Source organism: Streptomyces sp. NPDC048566 (assembly GCF_043199735.1).
Taxonomy (GTDB): domain Bacteria; phylum Actinomycetota; class Actinomycetes; order Streptomycetales; family Streptomycetaceae; genus Streptomyces.
In genome coordinates this window covers 43,714-58,729 of sequence record NZ_JBICWL010000035.1, presented here as the reverse complement: position 1 = coordinate 58,729, position 15,016 = coordinate 43,714, and the positions used below count along the sequence as shown (strand labels likewise).

Sequence of the window (15,016 nt, the reverse complement as noted above, 5' to 3'; positions counted from 1 at the left end):
GGCGATGTCGTGCCCGGCGCGGTCGGCGAGCGGACCGTCCTGGCCCCAGCCGGTCATCCGGCCGTAGACGAGCGCGGGGTTGCGGGCGTGGCAGGAGCACAGCCTCGCCACGTCGGTCACCACCTGACGTGGCCGGAGACGCAGCAGATCATCGCCCGGAACCTCCATCGCGACTTCATCGACCATGCGGAGTACTCGGTCTGCGCCGAGGTTGAACAGAGGTGCGTGCGCATGTTCGACGACGTGTTCCCTGCGCCGGACAAGGCCACCGCTCGCTCCACGCAGGGTTGGCTCCTGGCCCTTCAACCAGCCGGACCCGAGAGCCGCGATCGAACGCCTCAGGGCCGGGCATCGCGTTCCCGCGGCGCGGCCCGCTCCCGACCGTCGACGGGCCCCCGACGCGCCGTGCTCCTGCCCGCGCCACCGGACTCCGGACCGGCTCATGGGGGGGCATCCTCAGGCGGGCAGAGCGACCGTTTCGTGCGTGGCGGTCGGCCGATTGCGGCGGTCGGTCGTGCGCGCCCGGGCTCGGTCACGGAACCAGCGGGTGGTCAGCACGGCTCCGGCGGTCAACGCAGCGGCGCCCGCGAGGGCAGGGCCACTGAAGGTGCTGACCTGCTGGAGCGAGGTGGCCGCCGCGTAGCCGGCCATGACTTCGGCGCCGGCCCACAGGGGTGCGGCCAGCATGCTGTACGGAGCGATGCGCTGGTAGGGCATTCCCGTCGCACCGGCCGTGTAGGGGGCCAGGGTGCGGATGACGACGACGAATCGGGCGAGGAAGATAGCCTGACCGCCGCGTCGAGTCATCAGGGTTTCGGCCCGCTGCCAGGCGGCGGCTGGGATGCGGCGGCCCATACGGCCGGTCCGCAGGCGGCTGCTCAGCAAACGTCCGGTGCGGTGACCGATGGCATCTCCGGCCACGACCGCGCACGAGGCGGTGGCGATGACCAGGGCCAGGTTCAGGTCACCGGCGCGTACCAGCGTGCCGGAGGTCAGCAGCAGGGTCAGTGTCGGGACGAAGGCGCCGACCAGGAGCACGGACTCGGCCAGTACCGCGGCTGCCACGATCGCGTAAGCGGCCGGGGCGGGGACATGGCCGATCAGGCCGGACAGCGTGTTCACCGGGCCGCTCCGGTCAGGGATGTCAGCGTGTTCGCCGCTGCGGCCTGGGGAGCCGGGCGGCGCAGCTGCCAGACCCGGGCCGGGGGCAGGTTGGCCCATACGGTCCAGCAGCCGGTCGCGTAACGGCGCTGGTAGGTGTCGAGGACGTCCTCGACAGCGCGGTGGCGGCGGGCTTCCTCGCGGGTCGCGGTCAGAGCGCGGGCGTGGCGGGTGCCACGGTAGGCGAAGTAGGTGAGGGTGCCGCCGGGTTCCAGCAGGTCCATGTACCGGGCCATGATCTTTTCCGCTTGGGCGGGGGTGAAGTTGGTGAAGGGCAGCCCTGAAACGATCACGTCGTAGCGGTGATCGGTGTCGAGTTCTTCCACGAGCGCGTGGTGGACACGGGTGCGTTCGCTGGCGCCTGCCAGTTGCGGGTGGGTGCCGACGAGGTGGCGCAGTCGGGCGGCGAAGCGGGGGTTGGCCTCGACGATGTCCAGGCGGCTGCCGCGGGTGAGGCGGGGAATGAGGGTGCGGGTGACCGATCCGGTGCCTGCGCCGACCTCCAGGACGTTCAGCGGACCCGAGTCGGTCTCGTCGACCGGGTTGGTCAACAGACGGGCCAGTGCTGTGCTGCTGGGGGCGACGGCGCCGGTGGTCCGCAGGTCGCGGGCGGCTTCGATGAGGAACATCCAGCCCTCGGCATGGCGCTGTGCGAGGACTCGGTCGTGTGAGGTGGCCCAGTATTCCATGGATTCGACGCTAGGGATCCCGTAGCAGCAGTGGATCTGACGTTGTGCGACGGTGAACCCCTACGAAAGTAGGGGATGGTCAGGGAAGAAGGTCGGACGAAAGCTGCCCGGCCTCCTCTTAGGCTCGTAGGAGTGAGCTGGAAAGAGAGCCCTTGGTGGGCCGTGTACGGGCGGGCCGGGCTGGTGCTGATGCTGACCGCCGCCGCCGTGCAGAATGGTGCCGCGACGATCGGCGGCCAGTACCTGACGGTCCGCACCGCCGCCGCGGTCCTGTGCGCGGCGGCGCTGCTCGTGCGTCGGCTGCCCTGGTTTGTCGCCCCTTTGCTGACCACCGCGGCGACGGGGGTTTGGGGGTGGCTTATGCTGCCGCTGCTGCTCATCGCCCTGTTCGACCTGGCCGCCCGCCGCCGCACCGCCGTGGCCGCGGGCTGCTGCGTCATCGTGCTGGCCGCCAGCACAGTGCTGCCCGCCTCGGTCTCGCTGTGGAAGCCCCAGCAGTACGGGGCCAGCCTCTTCCTGCTCCTGGCCGTGGTCGGGGGGCTGTGGATGGGCAACCGCCGTCGGCTGGTTCAGGCGCTGAACGGTGAGGTCGAGCACCTGAGGATCGAACGGGAACTGCGCGAACAAGCGGCACGAGCCGCGGAGCGATCCCGCATCGCCGCCGAGATGCACGACGTCCTCGCCCACCGTCTGAGCCTCATCGCCCTGCACACCGGCGTCCTGGCCACCCGCGCGGACGCGCTGCCCGGCCCGGTCGCCCAGCGCCTCACCCTGCTGCGGACCGCGTCCACCGAGGCCTTGGCGGACCTGCGCGACGTCCTGGGAGCCTTGAGCGACACCGGCCCCGGGTCCGGTGATCAGCCTCCCGTCCCCATCCTGCGGGATGTACGCGAGCTCACCGAGCAGGCTCGTGCGGCCGGGCAGCGGGTCGAGCTCGCGGTGGAAGGCTCGCCCGAGCAGGCGTCGGCCGCGCACCGCCTGGCGGTCTACCGCCTCGTCCAGGAGGGCCTGACCAACGCCCGCAAACACGCCGTCGACGCACCGGTGCGCATCCGCCTGGACTACGGTCCACCCGCCACCGTCGTAGAGATCATCAACACCCCCGGCCGGACGGCCGCGCACGCTGTCTCATCCGGGTTCGGCCTGGTCGGCCTCGCTGAACGCGTCCACGCCCTGGGCGGACACCTGAGCGTGGGCCCCCACGGCGCCGGTTCCTGGCGCCTGGCCGCCCGCATCCCCCATCCCGCACACCCCGAGCAGAACGGCCCCCATTCGTGATCCGCGCCATGATCGTCGACGACGACGCTCTCGTCCGCCTCGGCCTGACCGACCTCCTCGACAGCGACGAGAACATCGAGGTCGTCGCCCAGGCCACCGACGGTCTGCACGCCGTCGAGCTGGCCACCGCCCACCACGTCGACGTCGCCTTGGTCGACGTCCGGATGCCTCGTATGGACGGCATCACCGCCACCACCCGCCTGCGCGCCCTGCCCAATCCTCCGAAGATCATCACGCTGACCACGTTCGACCTCGACGAATACGTCTACAACGCCCTGGCCGCCGGCGCCGACGGCTTCCTCCTCAAGGACACCGCCCCCGCCGAAATCCTGCGCGCGGTCCACCTCGTCGCCTCGGGCTCCGCCATGCTCCACCCCACCGCCGCACGCCGCCTCATCGACCGCTACCACCGCACCACACGCCCCGGGTCCGCCGAAGCCCAGAGCCACGTCGCCGCCCTCACCCCCCGCGAGCAGGATGTTCTGGCACGGCTCGCCGAAGGCGACACCAACGCCGACATCGCGCAACGCCTCGGCATGCGCGAGAGCACCGTCAAATCCCACGTCAGCCGCATCCTGACCACCCTGGACGTCACCAACCGGGTCCAGGCCGCCCTCCTCGCCCGCGATGCGGGACTCACCCGCTGAAACCGCACGCCCCGGGGGCAACCGGAGCGATCTCCCCTGCACACCGCCGCGGTAGGGAGCACGGGTACTGCCGTCGCCGTACGCCGTCATCGGCGTACGGGATGACCCGGACCTTGCGGCTCATCCCACCGGATCATCCGCTTCCAGTCCTTGGACCGCACGGCCGGCCCACGGCGCCAAGAGCGTGTGGAAAGTCCCGACGACACCGCTCATCCGGAGTACGCATGCCCGCTTTCGCATCGGCAACGAACTCCGCCAACTCGCCACGGAGCCGTTCCACCTCCCCCAACCTCATACCGAGGCAGATTCCACCACCAGGCAATATCGCCCAACGTAACGAAGCGCTGCCAGCCGGTCAGATGTCGGGCGACTCGCACGCCGGTTCCGACGCCTGTGCGCGATCGGACCGTACGCTCTCCGTGCCCACTACGCCCCCTTTGCGGTGAAGTGGCGGACCGCTTGACCCGTGCGCACGTACGCCATCCGGGAGAGCCAGATGATCGACTACTACGCTCACGTCGCCGTCCAGGACCAACTACGCGTTCAGATCGAGGCAGCCGGCGGGATGTCCCAGGCCGAACAGGCCCGATTGCAGGACCTCTTCGGTAGTGCATCGTCCGAGGAAGGTGCAGCCCTGATCGGGCTGTTCGTCGACCAAGTGCTCGCCCAGGCTGCTTCTGATGGCACCGAGGCGTCGCTGCTCGGCTCGGCGGGGGCGCTGTGGAAACGGGGGAGCGCCCTCTACGGCGGAGTCGGTGAGGTCCGCAAGGTGGTGGAGGCCGCGATCAGCGCGCCTGACGCGCCGGGCGCGGTGGATGCGTTCAACGGTGCCATGTCCCGCATGGTCGGACTGCTTCGGGACGCCAAGAAGCTTGAGTCGGACATTCTGCGACTGCGCGGCGACTTGCGTCCCTTGAAGCATCTGCCACCGCATCCGCGCCAGTCCGACTTGCCTCTTTCGGCCTGGGGGTACGGCGATACGTTCCTTGCGCGGCGTGGCGCCGCGTTTGCGCGGGCCCTCTTTGATCGGTCCGGCGGGGATCCTGCCGCCACGGCTCTCGCCGTCGGCGCGCTGGTTGGATACGCGGGAAATATTACCGGCTCCGCCTACTTGGGACATGGAGTCGGGGGACCGCGCCGCAGCCATCGCTTCCGCGACCGTCTCGCCCGCAACGCCGTCGGCAGTTGGTGCGCCGTTCAGTTCAGCGTCCCAGGACCGGGCGCGCTGGCGGACAAGCTACGCTCTCGGGTGCCTGCCTCGGGCGACCCCACTCCGTCGCCCATGGCGCAGCTCCTCGCCCAGGCACTCCAGGACACCTACGATCCGGCACGGACGCCACCGGTGCCGGATATCGATCTCGGGCTCCGCCGCGTGCTGCGCCAGCTCGAGTTGTACGAAGTCATTCGGCGCCCCGAGTTGCCCCAGCCGCTGACCGGAGCGCTGGGAGCGGTCGTCGCGGCGACCTCCAACGGTGGCCTTCCTCAAAGCCAGGAACCCCTGCTCTACCCGCAGTCCGGCGGAGGTACCGTCTCGGGCGGCGAGGAGGTGACGGGCGCCGACACGACAGACCAGACGAGCAGCAACGGCGGAGCCTGCGGCTGGGCCGGCCTGATCGTCTTCCTGCTGGTCTTCGCCATTGCGTGCGTCGTCGGTCTGATCGAGGAAGGGGACTGCGGGGCCGGCGTCTCGGACGTCTGGGACGCCCTCGTCGGAGGCGGCGACGAACCGGAACCCACTCAGGTCACTGTGGAAGGTCTGACCGCGCTCGCGCAGTCACCGGTGGGGCCCCAGATCGCCCATCGTCTGTTCGAAGCCCAACTCGGACTCTGGCAGGCCGCCGACCAGGCCTTCAACTACATGGCCCTGGTGGGGTTGATCCCGCCGGACGACTTGCTGATCACTTCGCCGCTGTACGGGCAGTTCCTTGCGCTGCCGCCTCGGGAGCTCTATCCGCTTCAGGAGGACCCGATGGCGGAGAAGACGTACGGCTTCGATCCGAGCACGCCACCGGAGGAGCCTCAAGATCAGCCTTCGCCGTTCGGCTCAGGCGACGATCCGTCGGTCTTCGTCGTAGACAAAGCACCCGAGTTCGCGCTCGACCTGCTCCTGCGGATCATCCGCGAAGAACCGGAAACGCAGAACCTGGACGCAGACGCCGACCGGGGATATCTCCACCCCTGCTGGACCACTGACTCGGGCGGATCGGTGCACGACGACCCGGTGCCCGTGCAGGTCCTCGCCTACGACGAGACATGAGCGACACGATCCAGGCCGCAGGAGCCGCCCAGTGAACAATCCAGAGATTCCGACGCCGAGTACGCAGCTCGTCATCCCGTATTTCCGTGGTGACCGCGGACTGCCCGACCGCCCCATCCCTGACCCTTGGTACTACTGCCCCTCGATCCGCGTGACCGGCACCCCCGGCCCGTTCACGTTCACGCCCGGCAGCCCCATGAACGTCACGGTCGACGTCGCGAACTACGGGGCGGGCACATCCGTCGCCGCGGCCAGCGTCATCGTCTGGTGGGCTGATCCCACAACCGGCTTCACGACACTGAACTGGTTCGGTCAAGCGGTGGTCGCCGTTCCGTCCCACGGCACACATGTGGCCCGGACGAAACCAATCACAGGAACCATCCCGGCCTCCGCCCCACCGCATGTATGTCTGCTCGCCCGAGCGACGGCTCTCGCCTCGTCCCTTCCCCAGGACACCACCCCCGACCCCATCAACGAACCGCACTGGGCCCAGCTCAACCTCACCACTCACCCTGTCGCGCCGAATCAGACCAACTTCGCCTTCAGCTGGCAGGCAGGCAACCCCGGCAAGGAAGGCGCGTCCTATCGCCTCCTCGCCCGGCCGGCCGACGAACGCGCTCTCCAGGGCCTCGCACACGCGCTCGGCGCCACACCGGTGACCGTGCCGGAGATGGACCTACGCGTCGAAGGGGGCGACGGTCCCACTGCGACTGTGGAGCTGGACGCCGGTGAACAGCGGCGCATGCACCTGAGCGGCACCCTCACCCGAGAACTGCGACGCGACACTTTCACGGCGGTCGAAGTGGCCCAGTTCGACATCACCGAAAACCCCGACGGCATCCCCGTCGGAGCCGTCGGCCTGATCATCCACCCCGACAGCGGATGAGCGCTTCGGCGCCCCGACGGGCCGACTGGATCCGACCGTCTCATCTGCGACGTGTGCGGCCGCAGCGAACGGCCCAACGGACGAGTTCGTCCCGCGCATGGTCAGGCAGGCGAAGAGGTCCGACCTCGAGGCGACGGTCGTCTGCCGGACCGTTCCAGCGCCTACGGTAGAGGGCACCCGCCGGGGCGCCGCAGGCCGAACAGATCGCGGACCGCTATTTCCTGTGGACCGTCCTCGGTCAGGCGGTCGCGGAGGCGGTCAACGCCCCTCCATCCCGCCGGGCGCACCGCCTCCGGCGCGGGCCGTCAGCCACGGGACTCCCGCAGCGGAGCCCCAGGTGGTGCAGCCCGCGCAAGAACTGCAGATCGTGGTTCGGCTGCGTGAGCAGCACGCCGCCGCCCTGAGCTGTGGGAACAGCCGAGGGCGGCGATTGGCCGGAACTCACGGTCCGTGTCGGTGCTCTTGCTCCCGGACGGCCCGGCTCCTGGAGTGCAGGGGTGGTCAGGCCGCGCGGGCGAGTTGGGCCCGGCCGAAGAGGAGGGCGTAGCCGTCCGGGAGGTGTCCGATGATCCGGGCAACGAGTTCGTCGCCGGCGAGATGTCCCACGACTGCCAGGACGGCTCCGGTGTCCCAGCGGGCGGTTGCGGGGGTGGTCCCGGTGCGGTCGGCGAGGTCCTTGACGAGTTGCCGGCCGGTGAGCGGGCGGGTGTCCCGGGTGTGGGTGGTGAGGGCGTGGGCGGCCTCGGCGGGGAGGCGGGCGGCGAGTTCTGTGCGTTCCGCTGTGGCGAGCTGGCGGCCCAGGGCCTCGAGCACGGCGCGGGTGACGTCCTCGGCCCGGTCGCGGGTCGGGTAGGCGCCTTCGTAGCGGATCTTCTCGAGCATCTGGTGAAACGTCATGCCGGTCCGGGCGGAGGCCGGTTCACGCAGCGACAGCATCGAGAGCGCTTTCCTCTCTTGACGGGGGATTCCTGGCGGGCGGGGCCGCCCCCTGGGGGCGGCCCTGCCGGGGTGAGGGATGGGCGTGCTGTTGAAGTTCAGAGCCGTTCGGGATGTCCGAAGAGCAGGTCGTAGCCCGGGGGGAGCTGGAGCAGGATGCGGCGGATCAGTCCCTCGCCCGCCGCTTCGGCGGCCACGCTCAGGACGGCGCTGACGTCCCAGGCCGCGGTCCGCTCGCTGGCTCCGTCGATCCATGCCGCCGTCGCCCGCACGAACCGCTCGGGGGACAGCGGTTCGGCGGCCTGGAGCGGGTTGAGCAGGATCAGCGCGAAGGTCTCCGGGAGTCGGGCGGCCAGTTCGGCTCGGACCTCACCGACCAGATGCGCGCCGAGCAGGGCCAGTACCGTGCGCGCCGCCCGTTCGGCCTCCTGCGGCGTCGCGTAGCGGCCGCGTTCTTGGACCTGCCCAAGGAATGCTTCCCATCGCATGGCCATCACTGCCCTTTGTGCGTGGTGGAGGCAAGGGTGCGGGGCGAAGGACGGGCTCGGAGGGGGAGGGTGGCAGTCCTTCGCGGTTGCAGCGGCTGGAGGGCGCCTCTCAGCCGCTGATCTGCGGGTGATCGGTGGTGCCCCCGATGGCGATCTTGCGGGGCTTGGCGCGCTCGGCGATCGGGATGCGCAGCGTCAGCACTCCCGCCTCGTAGTCGGCTGTGATGCGCTCGGTGTCCAGGGTGTCGGCGAGGACTAGCTGGCGGGAGAAGACGCCCAGAGGGCGCTCGGAGAGTTCCATCTGCACGTCGTCGGCCTTGGCGAGGGGGCGCCGCTCGGCCTTGACGGTGAGCATGTTCCGCTCGACGTCGATGTCGATCGCCTCCTTCTCCACACCGGGCAGATCCAGGGCAATCACGTACTGCTCGCCCTCGCGGTAGGCGTCCATCGGCATGGTCGAGGGCCTTGACCAGGTCCCGGAAGTTCCCGACAACTGCTGGACGATGCGGTCCATCTCCCGGAACGGGTCGGTGCGCATCAACATCGCGAAACACCTCCAGTCGGCTGGGACAGAGACTGCCCACGCGCTTCAACGTGTCTCCGTTGTAACACGTCATCCATATGACGACAATAGGGAACGTCACCCGAAGGATGACACGTGGGGTACGTTGATGGATACCCCACCCGAACCCCTCCGGTCCATGCCCTTCAGCGTCGCCGAACACGATCGGCGACGGCGTCCGCTCCGCCCGGGATCAGCAGCCGGCCACGCCCGAACGCAGCGCCGGCCAGGCTTCGGGCGCGCCGGCGCACCTGCGTGAACTTTGCGGGCGGCTCGCAGGATGGGGGCCGGGGCTCGTCGAGGCCGCCTGGGCGGCCGGTTCAAGTCGGGCGGACCTCGCCCACCCTCTGGGCGTCTCCAGCCGCCAGACCGTCGAACGCCGACACGTGCGCGTACCCCCGGTGCCACCGGCGAACAACGGGTCCGGGCCACCTGCAGCAGCCCCGCCGCCGACCGCACGGTCCCCGACTGGGCCCGGGCCAACGCCGCCGAACTGCGCCGGCTTGCCGGCCACATCGCCGCCCCGACAGACCTTCCCGCGCGTTCCCGCACCGCGCTGGCCCGGCTTGCCGAAGCCGGCGGTGACAACGACGCCGACAAGCTCCTCGCCCTCCTCGCCGGCGCCTAACCACCCAGAGGGCCGCCACCCCGACCTGGCGGCGCGCATCGCCGTCACCCCCGACCACGCCGACCGCGTCCGACATCCCGGCAAGGGGCACGGTTGAACACAACGAAACCCCTTCAGGACCTCCTCCGGCCCCGGGAACGGTCGCGGTTCTGCGCAGTGCGCAGAACCGCTTCGCTCCGGTTGCTCAGTGGTCGAAGTAGCTGAAGTCGCCCACAGTCCATGCGCTGACGTCGGCGATCGCCACCCGGTACATCCCGCCTGTCTCCGGGATGCCGACGGTGCCCTGCAGGATGCGGGCGACATGGAAGTGCAGATGTGTGGGAGGGCCGTCCTCCGTCACGGGAATGTTGAAGGCGGCGGAGAACTCGCCTAGTTGGGCGGAGTCCGACAGGACGTCGGAGACCCTCTTCCGCCATACAGCTTCGGGAGCCAGTCGGCCGGTGATGACGCCACCCCCGGTGACCACGGTCAGGGACATCTGGTTGCTCTGCCCGGACTCCACCAGGGTGGCGACGTGTACGAGCAGCTCGTCAGGCTTGGACATGGCGACGAGTGTATTTTCCGGCTGCCCCCTCCCGCACACATGGCCTGTCCGGGAGTTCCGGGTCGGGTCCGGCCTCTGGGGCGCGGCAACTGCGAGCACGGTCGGCCGGAGGTGTCCGGGTGCGCGGGGAGTCCCGCAGCCGACGCCGTCGGGCGGATCGTCCATGGCGCAGTACTCGTCGCTGACCGGGTCCCTGGCGGAAGCGCTCGTGGACCTTGCCTGGTTCGTCGAGAGTGCGGGCGATCGGCGCATGGACCGGGACGATGCGGCGTAGGCCGTGGAGGGTGTCGCTGCGATGGTGGATCGCCTGGCGAACTCTCGGCGAGCGGAGTTCCAGCGCAGACCGATCGCCACCGTCCTGGCGCGCACCGCCCCCCGGCGCAGCCGACACGCGGAATGCGGGCCACCGACGCAGTGCTCCCGTCGCGGCGTCCCCGTCGCCGTGGAGGCGATCGGTTACCTCTCTGCCGGGCACGTAAGAATCTGTGATCGCTGGAGTAGACATTGCGATGTCTGCTGGTTATGGTTTCTCTCGTAACGAGGAAGTCGGCAGGGCCCGGCAGACATGAACTGCCGGGAGCGGTACACGTAGTTGTGTGTTGGACGGCACGGCAGCGGAGTTTCGAAGCCAGGGTTGTTGCAGGTCGGCGACGGGACTGGCGGCCGGGCCGGGTGGCCGCAGTGATCAGGGGCCATCGAGCAGCAAAGTAGGTTGCAGTACCGCAGCGTTGTTGGTGAGTGGTACCTCGGTGAAGGCGTCGGCTGCGGGCGCGCGCACCGGGAGGTCCGGCAGTGGGGTTCCAAGCCAGAGCAGACGCAGGACGGGCGACGGGGCTGGCTGCCGGAGGCGGCGCTGTGACAGGCAGCCAGGCAGGTTGACGGAAGAGGGACCGAACGGAGGAATGGAACGCCATCGGGATCGCCCGGGCGGACTGACTGAGCCCGGGTACCGCAGGACATCGATAGTGAGGTGGTCTCCGGTCGAGAAACCGCGATCCCCGCACCCGCTCACACTCCTCGTGAGCCGCTGCGGACACAGAAGGCCGGTGCAGAGTAGGGCCCGGCAGATGGTGTAGTTGTTCCTTCGGGGCCCTGGCGCGAACGCGCCAGGGCCCCTCCACGTGTCGTGTGGAGGGGTGCACGTGACAGCGGACGATCCATTCGGCCGGCTCGATGATGGTCACTCCGCCTGCACCATGGGCCAGACGACGGAGACACTCGGCACCACGCGCGGCCACCTCCCCGCGACCGGCGAGGCCGCCTGAACATCCCGCTGCACTCGGCGATCGAACACCGCAGATACTCCCGCTACCAGCTGCGGACCTCTTTCCTCGACCTGGTCTTCCGGGACGCCGGTTCGGCGGGCCGCCTCGATCGGCGTGCTGCTGTCGAGGAGTTCACGCGCTCGGGCGAGCACAGCGCATCAACGCCGACTCCGCCGCGTCCCCCAGGCGCCGGGCTACCGTTCTGTCGCGGTGGTCCGTGGAGGACCTCGAAGCCGTCGCGCTTGCGGTCGACAACGAGGGATCAGGCGAGGCCGTCGAGCAGGTCGTCGGCCGCCGCCGCGAGAGCTTCTCGGTCGACTATCGCGAGGGCGGGGAGAGCGGCAGTCCAGGAACCGTCAACCAGTAGGTCGGCGACCAGATCCGCCGCCTGCTCGTGCTCCCCGTTCGTCGCCAGGCGAAGGGCTTCCTCTGCTTGCCGGCGTGCTTGCTCGGTGACGCCTGCGAAGCCCGGGCGAGCAAGCCCGGACGGACCTGGGCCTGGCACGGCAGTGGCTGCCCTCCCGGCGGCGAGCCGCGCCAGGGAGTTACGACGGCTGGGGAAGTGACTGATCATTCCGGCGATGGTCGCCCCTCGCGTGGGATGGCCCGCGATGGCCATCCCACGGGCGAGGATGTCGAGCATCTGGGCCTGAGCGAAATACACCCGCTGAGCGCCACGGGCCAGCACGGCTGCCTGGTCGACACACCGGTCGGCGAGCCGCGCCGCGTCGCGGTGCAGTCCCGCAGAAGTCAGCACGCCGACCAGGGCGATGAATACCATGGCCTGTTCCAACGGGTCGGTGAGGCGCTCTGCCGCGGCCTCGGCGTCCCCGATGATCAGCCGAGCTTGTTTGGGCCGCCGTGCGTCGTAGAGGAATCGCGCCAGCTCGACGAGGGGGCGGATCCGGGTTTCCGGAACGGTTGAGGGCGGGATCACTGCCGTCGCAAGTCGGGCCGCGGCCCCGGCGGCGCGGTCGGCGCGCTCCTCGTCTCCGGCATCTGCGAGCGCCTGCGCCAGCGCCACCACGGCGTAGGCCAGTTGGTCCGGCGTGGTCACGGAGCGGGGCGTGGTCTCGGCGGATTCGGCAGCTCGGACTCCCCTCTGGTGGTCACCCAGGACGCTGAAGGCCCAGGCCAGGGTCGTGAAGGCTGCTGCCCTCCGAGTCGCAGGCGTTACCAGTTCGGTGGCGGTCTGTGCGACCGCTGCCCATGTGTGCGCTGTCTCGAAACGACCTCCGTCGGCCAACGCGAGCGTCAGCGCGGCCAGGGCGAGGGCCTGCGCGTTGTGCGTGGCTGCCCGGCTTAGCTCCGCCGCCTTGTCCGCTGCTCGCGCGGCGCGAAGGGCCTTCTCGCGACCGGGCAGATGGTGCCTGGCCAGAGACTGCACCTCTTCGGCATAGCCGCCGCACGGACGCAGGGCCTCGGCGGCCGTCCGGAGGCGCCCGGCGATTCGCTCGGCCCGATCGAGATCGTACGCCCGGGCGCAGGTGTCGAGGAGCACGGACAGTGCATGGACCAGCTCATCCGGTGTGGTGATGGCCGCGGCCTCCGCCTCGGCTTCGTCCAGGAGTACCGACACGACATCTGCCGTCCCGGCACCCGCCGAATCTGCGGCACGGGCCGTCAGCTGCAGTAGGCGTGACAGAGTCTCCTGCGACGACTGGATACGGAGCGCCTCATCGACGAGCCGCTTGCGCAGGTCCTCGGTGGGTGCGTGCCGGAGGACGTCGCAGAGGACGAACAGTCCCAGCACCAGCCCACCCCCCTGGCTGGTCTCGGCGACCACGGCTTCCACCGGTTCCACATACCGTGGGGGATCCCACCGGCCAGGCGTCGCAGCCGCCCCGCACCCGGGCTCTTCCCCGGGCCCGTCCCGGTCAGCGGTCCCGGGGGCGACCGCCGCCACCTCCTCCAACGCTCGCGCCCGTTCGGCCGGGTCGGTGACGCTCCGCGCCAGGGACTGCGCCTTGGCGACCCGCCCCAACGCGGCCCAGGCGGCGGGGAGTCCGGCGGGAACGTCCGGTGCACGGTGTTCGAGCTCGTGGCGACAGACGGCGAGCCGGACCAGGGCCACGAGATCGCGGGAGCCGTCCCCGTGTACGAGCCGCAACGCCGCCTCGATCTCGGTGAACGAGGCGGCGGCGCTGCCCGTCGCCACGGACAGGCGGTCGTGGCGAGCCCGGTCCAGCGCCAGAGCCAGGAGGCGGGCTGTGTCCGAGGTGGCGGCGAGTAACTGCGGGTATCCACGCGCCAGATAGCCAGGGGTGCGGTCGGGCCAGCCTTCCCGCCGGTAGATGTCGGCCCAGGCATGCAGACGCTCGCGATAGTTTCCCCGGATATGGCCTCCGAATCGGCCATGTGCCTCCTCCCGCAGCGACTCGTGCGCGAAAGTGAGGATGTGATGCTGCTCCAAAGCGGTGAGGTCCACCCGGCGGGCGACGGTGCGTCCGAACGCGCCGTCGAGGAGCTGATCGATCTCGAACGTCGCGAGACCGCTGAGCTCCTCCAGCTCCGCTGCCGAGAGGCCGCCGCCTGAAGCTGTGATCAGCCCGAGCACTTCGCGATGGAGTGGGTCACCGGCGAGGAGCGCGTTCAGTTCGCGTCGCGCGAGGTGCTCGCGCCTCTCGCCGTGCCGGGAAACCGCCAGTGGTCGCGCTCGGCATCGATGCAGCGGATGGCCCGGCGGCAGCTCGATGGCCACGTTCGGGTCGGGACGGCTGGTGACGATCACCTGCACCCCGTCGGCCGGTGTGCTCGGCAGCAGCGACGCGATGCTCGGCAGCCCCGAGGAGGGCTGCGCCCCCTGGTCCTGGTCCAGGCCGTCCACGATCAGGACCAGCCGGTGACCCATGGCACGGCACCGCTCCGCGGCGGCCCGCAGCATCCGGCGGCGCGACGCGTCCCGGGCAGCCAGACCGAGCGACGCCGGTACGGGCTCCTCGAGCAGAGCGGCCAGTTGCTCCAGCAGGGCGTCGGTGAACGCGTTCGCGTCGGAGGCGAAGGACGCGAGGAAGAACCCGACCACCTCCACCCGCTCCGGCGGGTTCAGTGCGAAGGTCGACAGCAGTGCGGACTTGCCGGCCCAGGGCTCGCCCCGCCACCAGGAATACAGCTCGTCGCCGGCGCAGAACGCGGCGAGTTCGGCCAGTTCCGCCTCCCTGTCTCCCAGACCCTCGGCAGGGGCGATTGCCCGCACCTGTTCCAGCCAGCCCGAACGCTGCCGCCATCGCTTGAGCCGCCGCCGCACTGCCGTCCGGGTTGTGTGCTCCTTTTGAGCCTCCGCGTACAGCTTCTGCGCCTCGGCGATCTCATCGTCTCCGCCTCCCAAAGCCTCGACGAGGGCGCCAAGTTGCTTCCGATCCACCGGCAGGCCTTCCCCGCGTAGCAGGGCGCCGACCCTTGTGTGCGCGAGGTTCATGCGCTTCGCGATGTCCCGGTAGCTCCGCTCGCCGTTGTCTCGACGGATCCGGCGCAGCAATGCGACGAGCCGTACGGACTGCTCTCCCTCGGCCAACGCCCCCACCCGGTGTTCTCTCGCCGTACTGCTCAGGCCACGGGCACGTCGGAAACGCTGCACGTCACGGGCCGCGGCTGCACTGCCGGGCACGAACAGTACGCGGCAGAACACCCAGGGTACTTGCCGGTGCGGCACGGTGAGCGCTCCATAACCAACTC

The 15,016-nt window shown here is 70.0% G+C and carries 12 protein-coding genes and 1 pseudogene; 5 read left to right on the top strand and 8 right to left on the bottom strand.

The window, feature by feature from the left end:
* The 3 genes and pseudogenes from ACGFS9_RS30760 to ACGFS9_RS30750 all read right to left on the bottom strand — a co-directional run.
* Window positions 1–93, bottom strand: a pseudogene (locus tag ACGFS9_RS30760) (CoA transferase); the annotation flags it as partial.
* 363 nt (window positions 94–456) lie between these two features.
* A complete protein-coding gene (locus ACGFS9_RS30755; RefSeq protein ID WP_393257779.1) occupies window positions 457–1,122 on the bottom strand; it encodes a DedA family protein in 666 nt (221 codons plus the stop codon).
* On the bottom strand, window positions 1,119–1,850 hold the full coding sequence (locus ACGFS9_RS30750; RefSeq protein WP_393257778.1) for a class I SAM-dependent methyltransferase: 732 nt from the start codon (window positions 1,848–1,850) through the stop codon (window positions 1,119–1,121). Before ACGFS9_RS30750 ends, ACGFS9_RS30755 begins: the two co-directional genes overlap by 4 nt.
* A gap of 132 nt (window positions 1,851–1,982) precedes the next feature.
* Here ACGFS9_RS30750 and ACGFS9_RS30745 point away from each other — a divergent pair, with 132 nt between their 5' ends.
* From ACGFS9_RS30745 to ACGFS9_RS30730, 4 genes are all read left to right on the top strand, one after another.
* Complete coding sequence (locus tag ACGFS9_RS30745; RefSeq protein ID WP_393257776.1) at window positions 1,983–3,128, top strand: sensor histidine kinase; 1,146 nt, start codon at window positions 1,983–1,985, stop codon at window positions 3,126–3,128.
* A complete protein-coding gene (locus ACGFS9_RS30740) occupies window positions 3,125–3,775 on the top strand; it encodes a response regulator (protein ID WP_393257774.1) in 651 nt (216 codons plus the stop codon). Before ACGFS9_RS30745 ends, ACGFS9_RS30740 begins: the two co-directional genes overlap by 4 nt.
* A gap of 496 nt (window positions 3,776–4,271) precedes the next feature.
* Complete coding sequence (locus ACGFS9_RS30735; RefSeq protein WP_393257772.1) at window positions 4,272–6,032, top strand: hypothetical protein; 1,761 nt, start codon at window positions 4,272–4,274, stop codon at window positions 6,030–6,032.
* A gap of 31 nt (window positions 6,033–6,063) precedes the next feature.
* A complete protein-coding gene (locus ACGFS9_RS30730; RefSeq protein ID WP_393257770.1) occupies window positions 6,064–6,918 on the top strand; it encodes a hypothetical protein in 855 nt (284 codons plus the stop codon).
* 501 nt (window positions 6,919–7,419) lie between these two features.
* On the opposite strand, the gene ACGFS9_RS30725 is transcribed toward ACGFS9_RS30730, so the two are convergent.
* From ACGFS9_RS30725 to ACGFS9_RS30710, 4 genes are all read right to left on the bottom strand, one after another.
* On the bottom strand, window positions 7,420–7,854 hold the full coding sequence (locus ACGFS9_RS30725) for a DUF2267 domain-containing protein (RefSeq protein ID WP_393257768.1): 435 nt from the start codon (window positions 7,852–7,854) through the stop codon (window positions 7,420–7,422).
* 98 nt (window positions 7,855–7,952) lie between these two features.
* A complete protein-coding gene (locus ACGFS9_RS30720) occupies window positions 7,953–8,348 on the bottom strand; it encodes a DUF2267 domain-containing protein (RefSeq protein ID WP_393257766.1) in 396 nt (131 codons plus the stop codon).
* A 103-nt stretch (window positions 8,349–8,451) separates the two neighbouring features.
* Entirely contained in the window at window positions 8,452–8,886 is a 435-nt protein-coding gene (locus ACGFS9_RS30715; RefSeq protein WP_393257763.1) for an Hsp20/alpha crystallin family protein, read from the bottom strand.
* Between the two features lie 830 nt (window positions 8,887–9,716).
* Complete coding sequence (locus ACGFS9_RS30710) at window positions 9,717–10,076, bottom strand: hypothetical protein (RefSeq protein WP_393257760.1); 360 nt, start codon at window positions 10,074–10,076, stop codon at window positions 9,717–9,719.
* Between the two features lie 1,142 nt (window positions 10,077–11,218).
* On the opposite strand from ACGFS9_RS30710, the gene ACGFS9_RS30705 reads away from it, so the two are divergent.
* Complete coding sequence (locus tag ACGFS9_RS30705; protein WP_393257757.1) at window positions 11,219–11,341, top strand: hypothetical protein; 123 nt, start codon at window positions 11,219–11,221, stop codon at window positions 11,339–11,341.
* 262 nt (window positions 11,342–11,603) lie between these two features.
* On the opposite strand, the gene ACGFS9_RS30700 is transcribed toward ACGFS9_RS30705, so the two are convergent.
* Window positions 11,604–14,855: a hypothetical protein gene (locus tag ACGFS9_RS30700; protein ID WP_393257754.1), complete on the bottom strand. Its 3,252-nt coding sequence runs from the start codon at window positions 14,853–14,855 to the stop codon at window positions 11,604–11,606.
* Window positions 14,856–15,016: the final 161 nt, after the last annotated feature.

Coding starts and splice junctions, on each gene's coding strand:
- ACGFS9_RS30725 (WP_393257768.1), bottom strand. CDS start 7,854: ATGCTGTCGCTGCGTGAACCGGCCTCCGCCCGGACCGGCATGACGTTT.
- ACGFS9_RS30735 (WP_393257772.1), top strand. CDS start 4,272: ATGATCGACTACTACGCTCACGTCGCCGTCCAGGACCAACTACGCGTT.
- ACGFS9_RS30710 (WP_393257760.1), bottom strand. CDS start 10,076: ATGTCCAAGCCTGACGAGCTGCTCGTACACGTCGCCACCCTGGTGGAG.
- ACGFS9_RS30720 (WP_393257766.1), bottom strand. CDS start 8,348: ATGGCCATGCGATGGGAAGCATTCCTTGGGCAGGTCCAAGAACGCGGC.
- ACGFS9_RS30750 (WP_393257778.1), bottom strand. CDS start 1,850: ATGGAATACTGGGCCACCTCACACGACCGAGTCCTCGCACAGCGCCAT.
- ACGFS9_RS30715 (WP_393257763.1), bottom strand. CDS start 8,886: ATGTTGATGCGCACCGACCCGTTCCGGGAGATGGACCGCATCGTCCAG.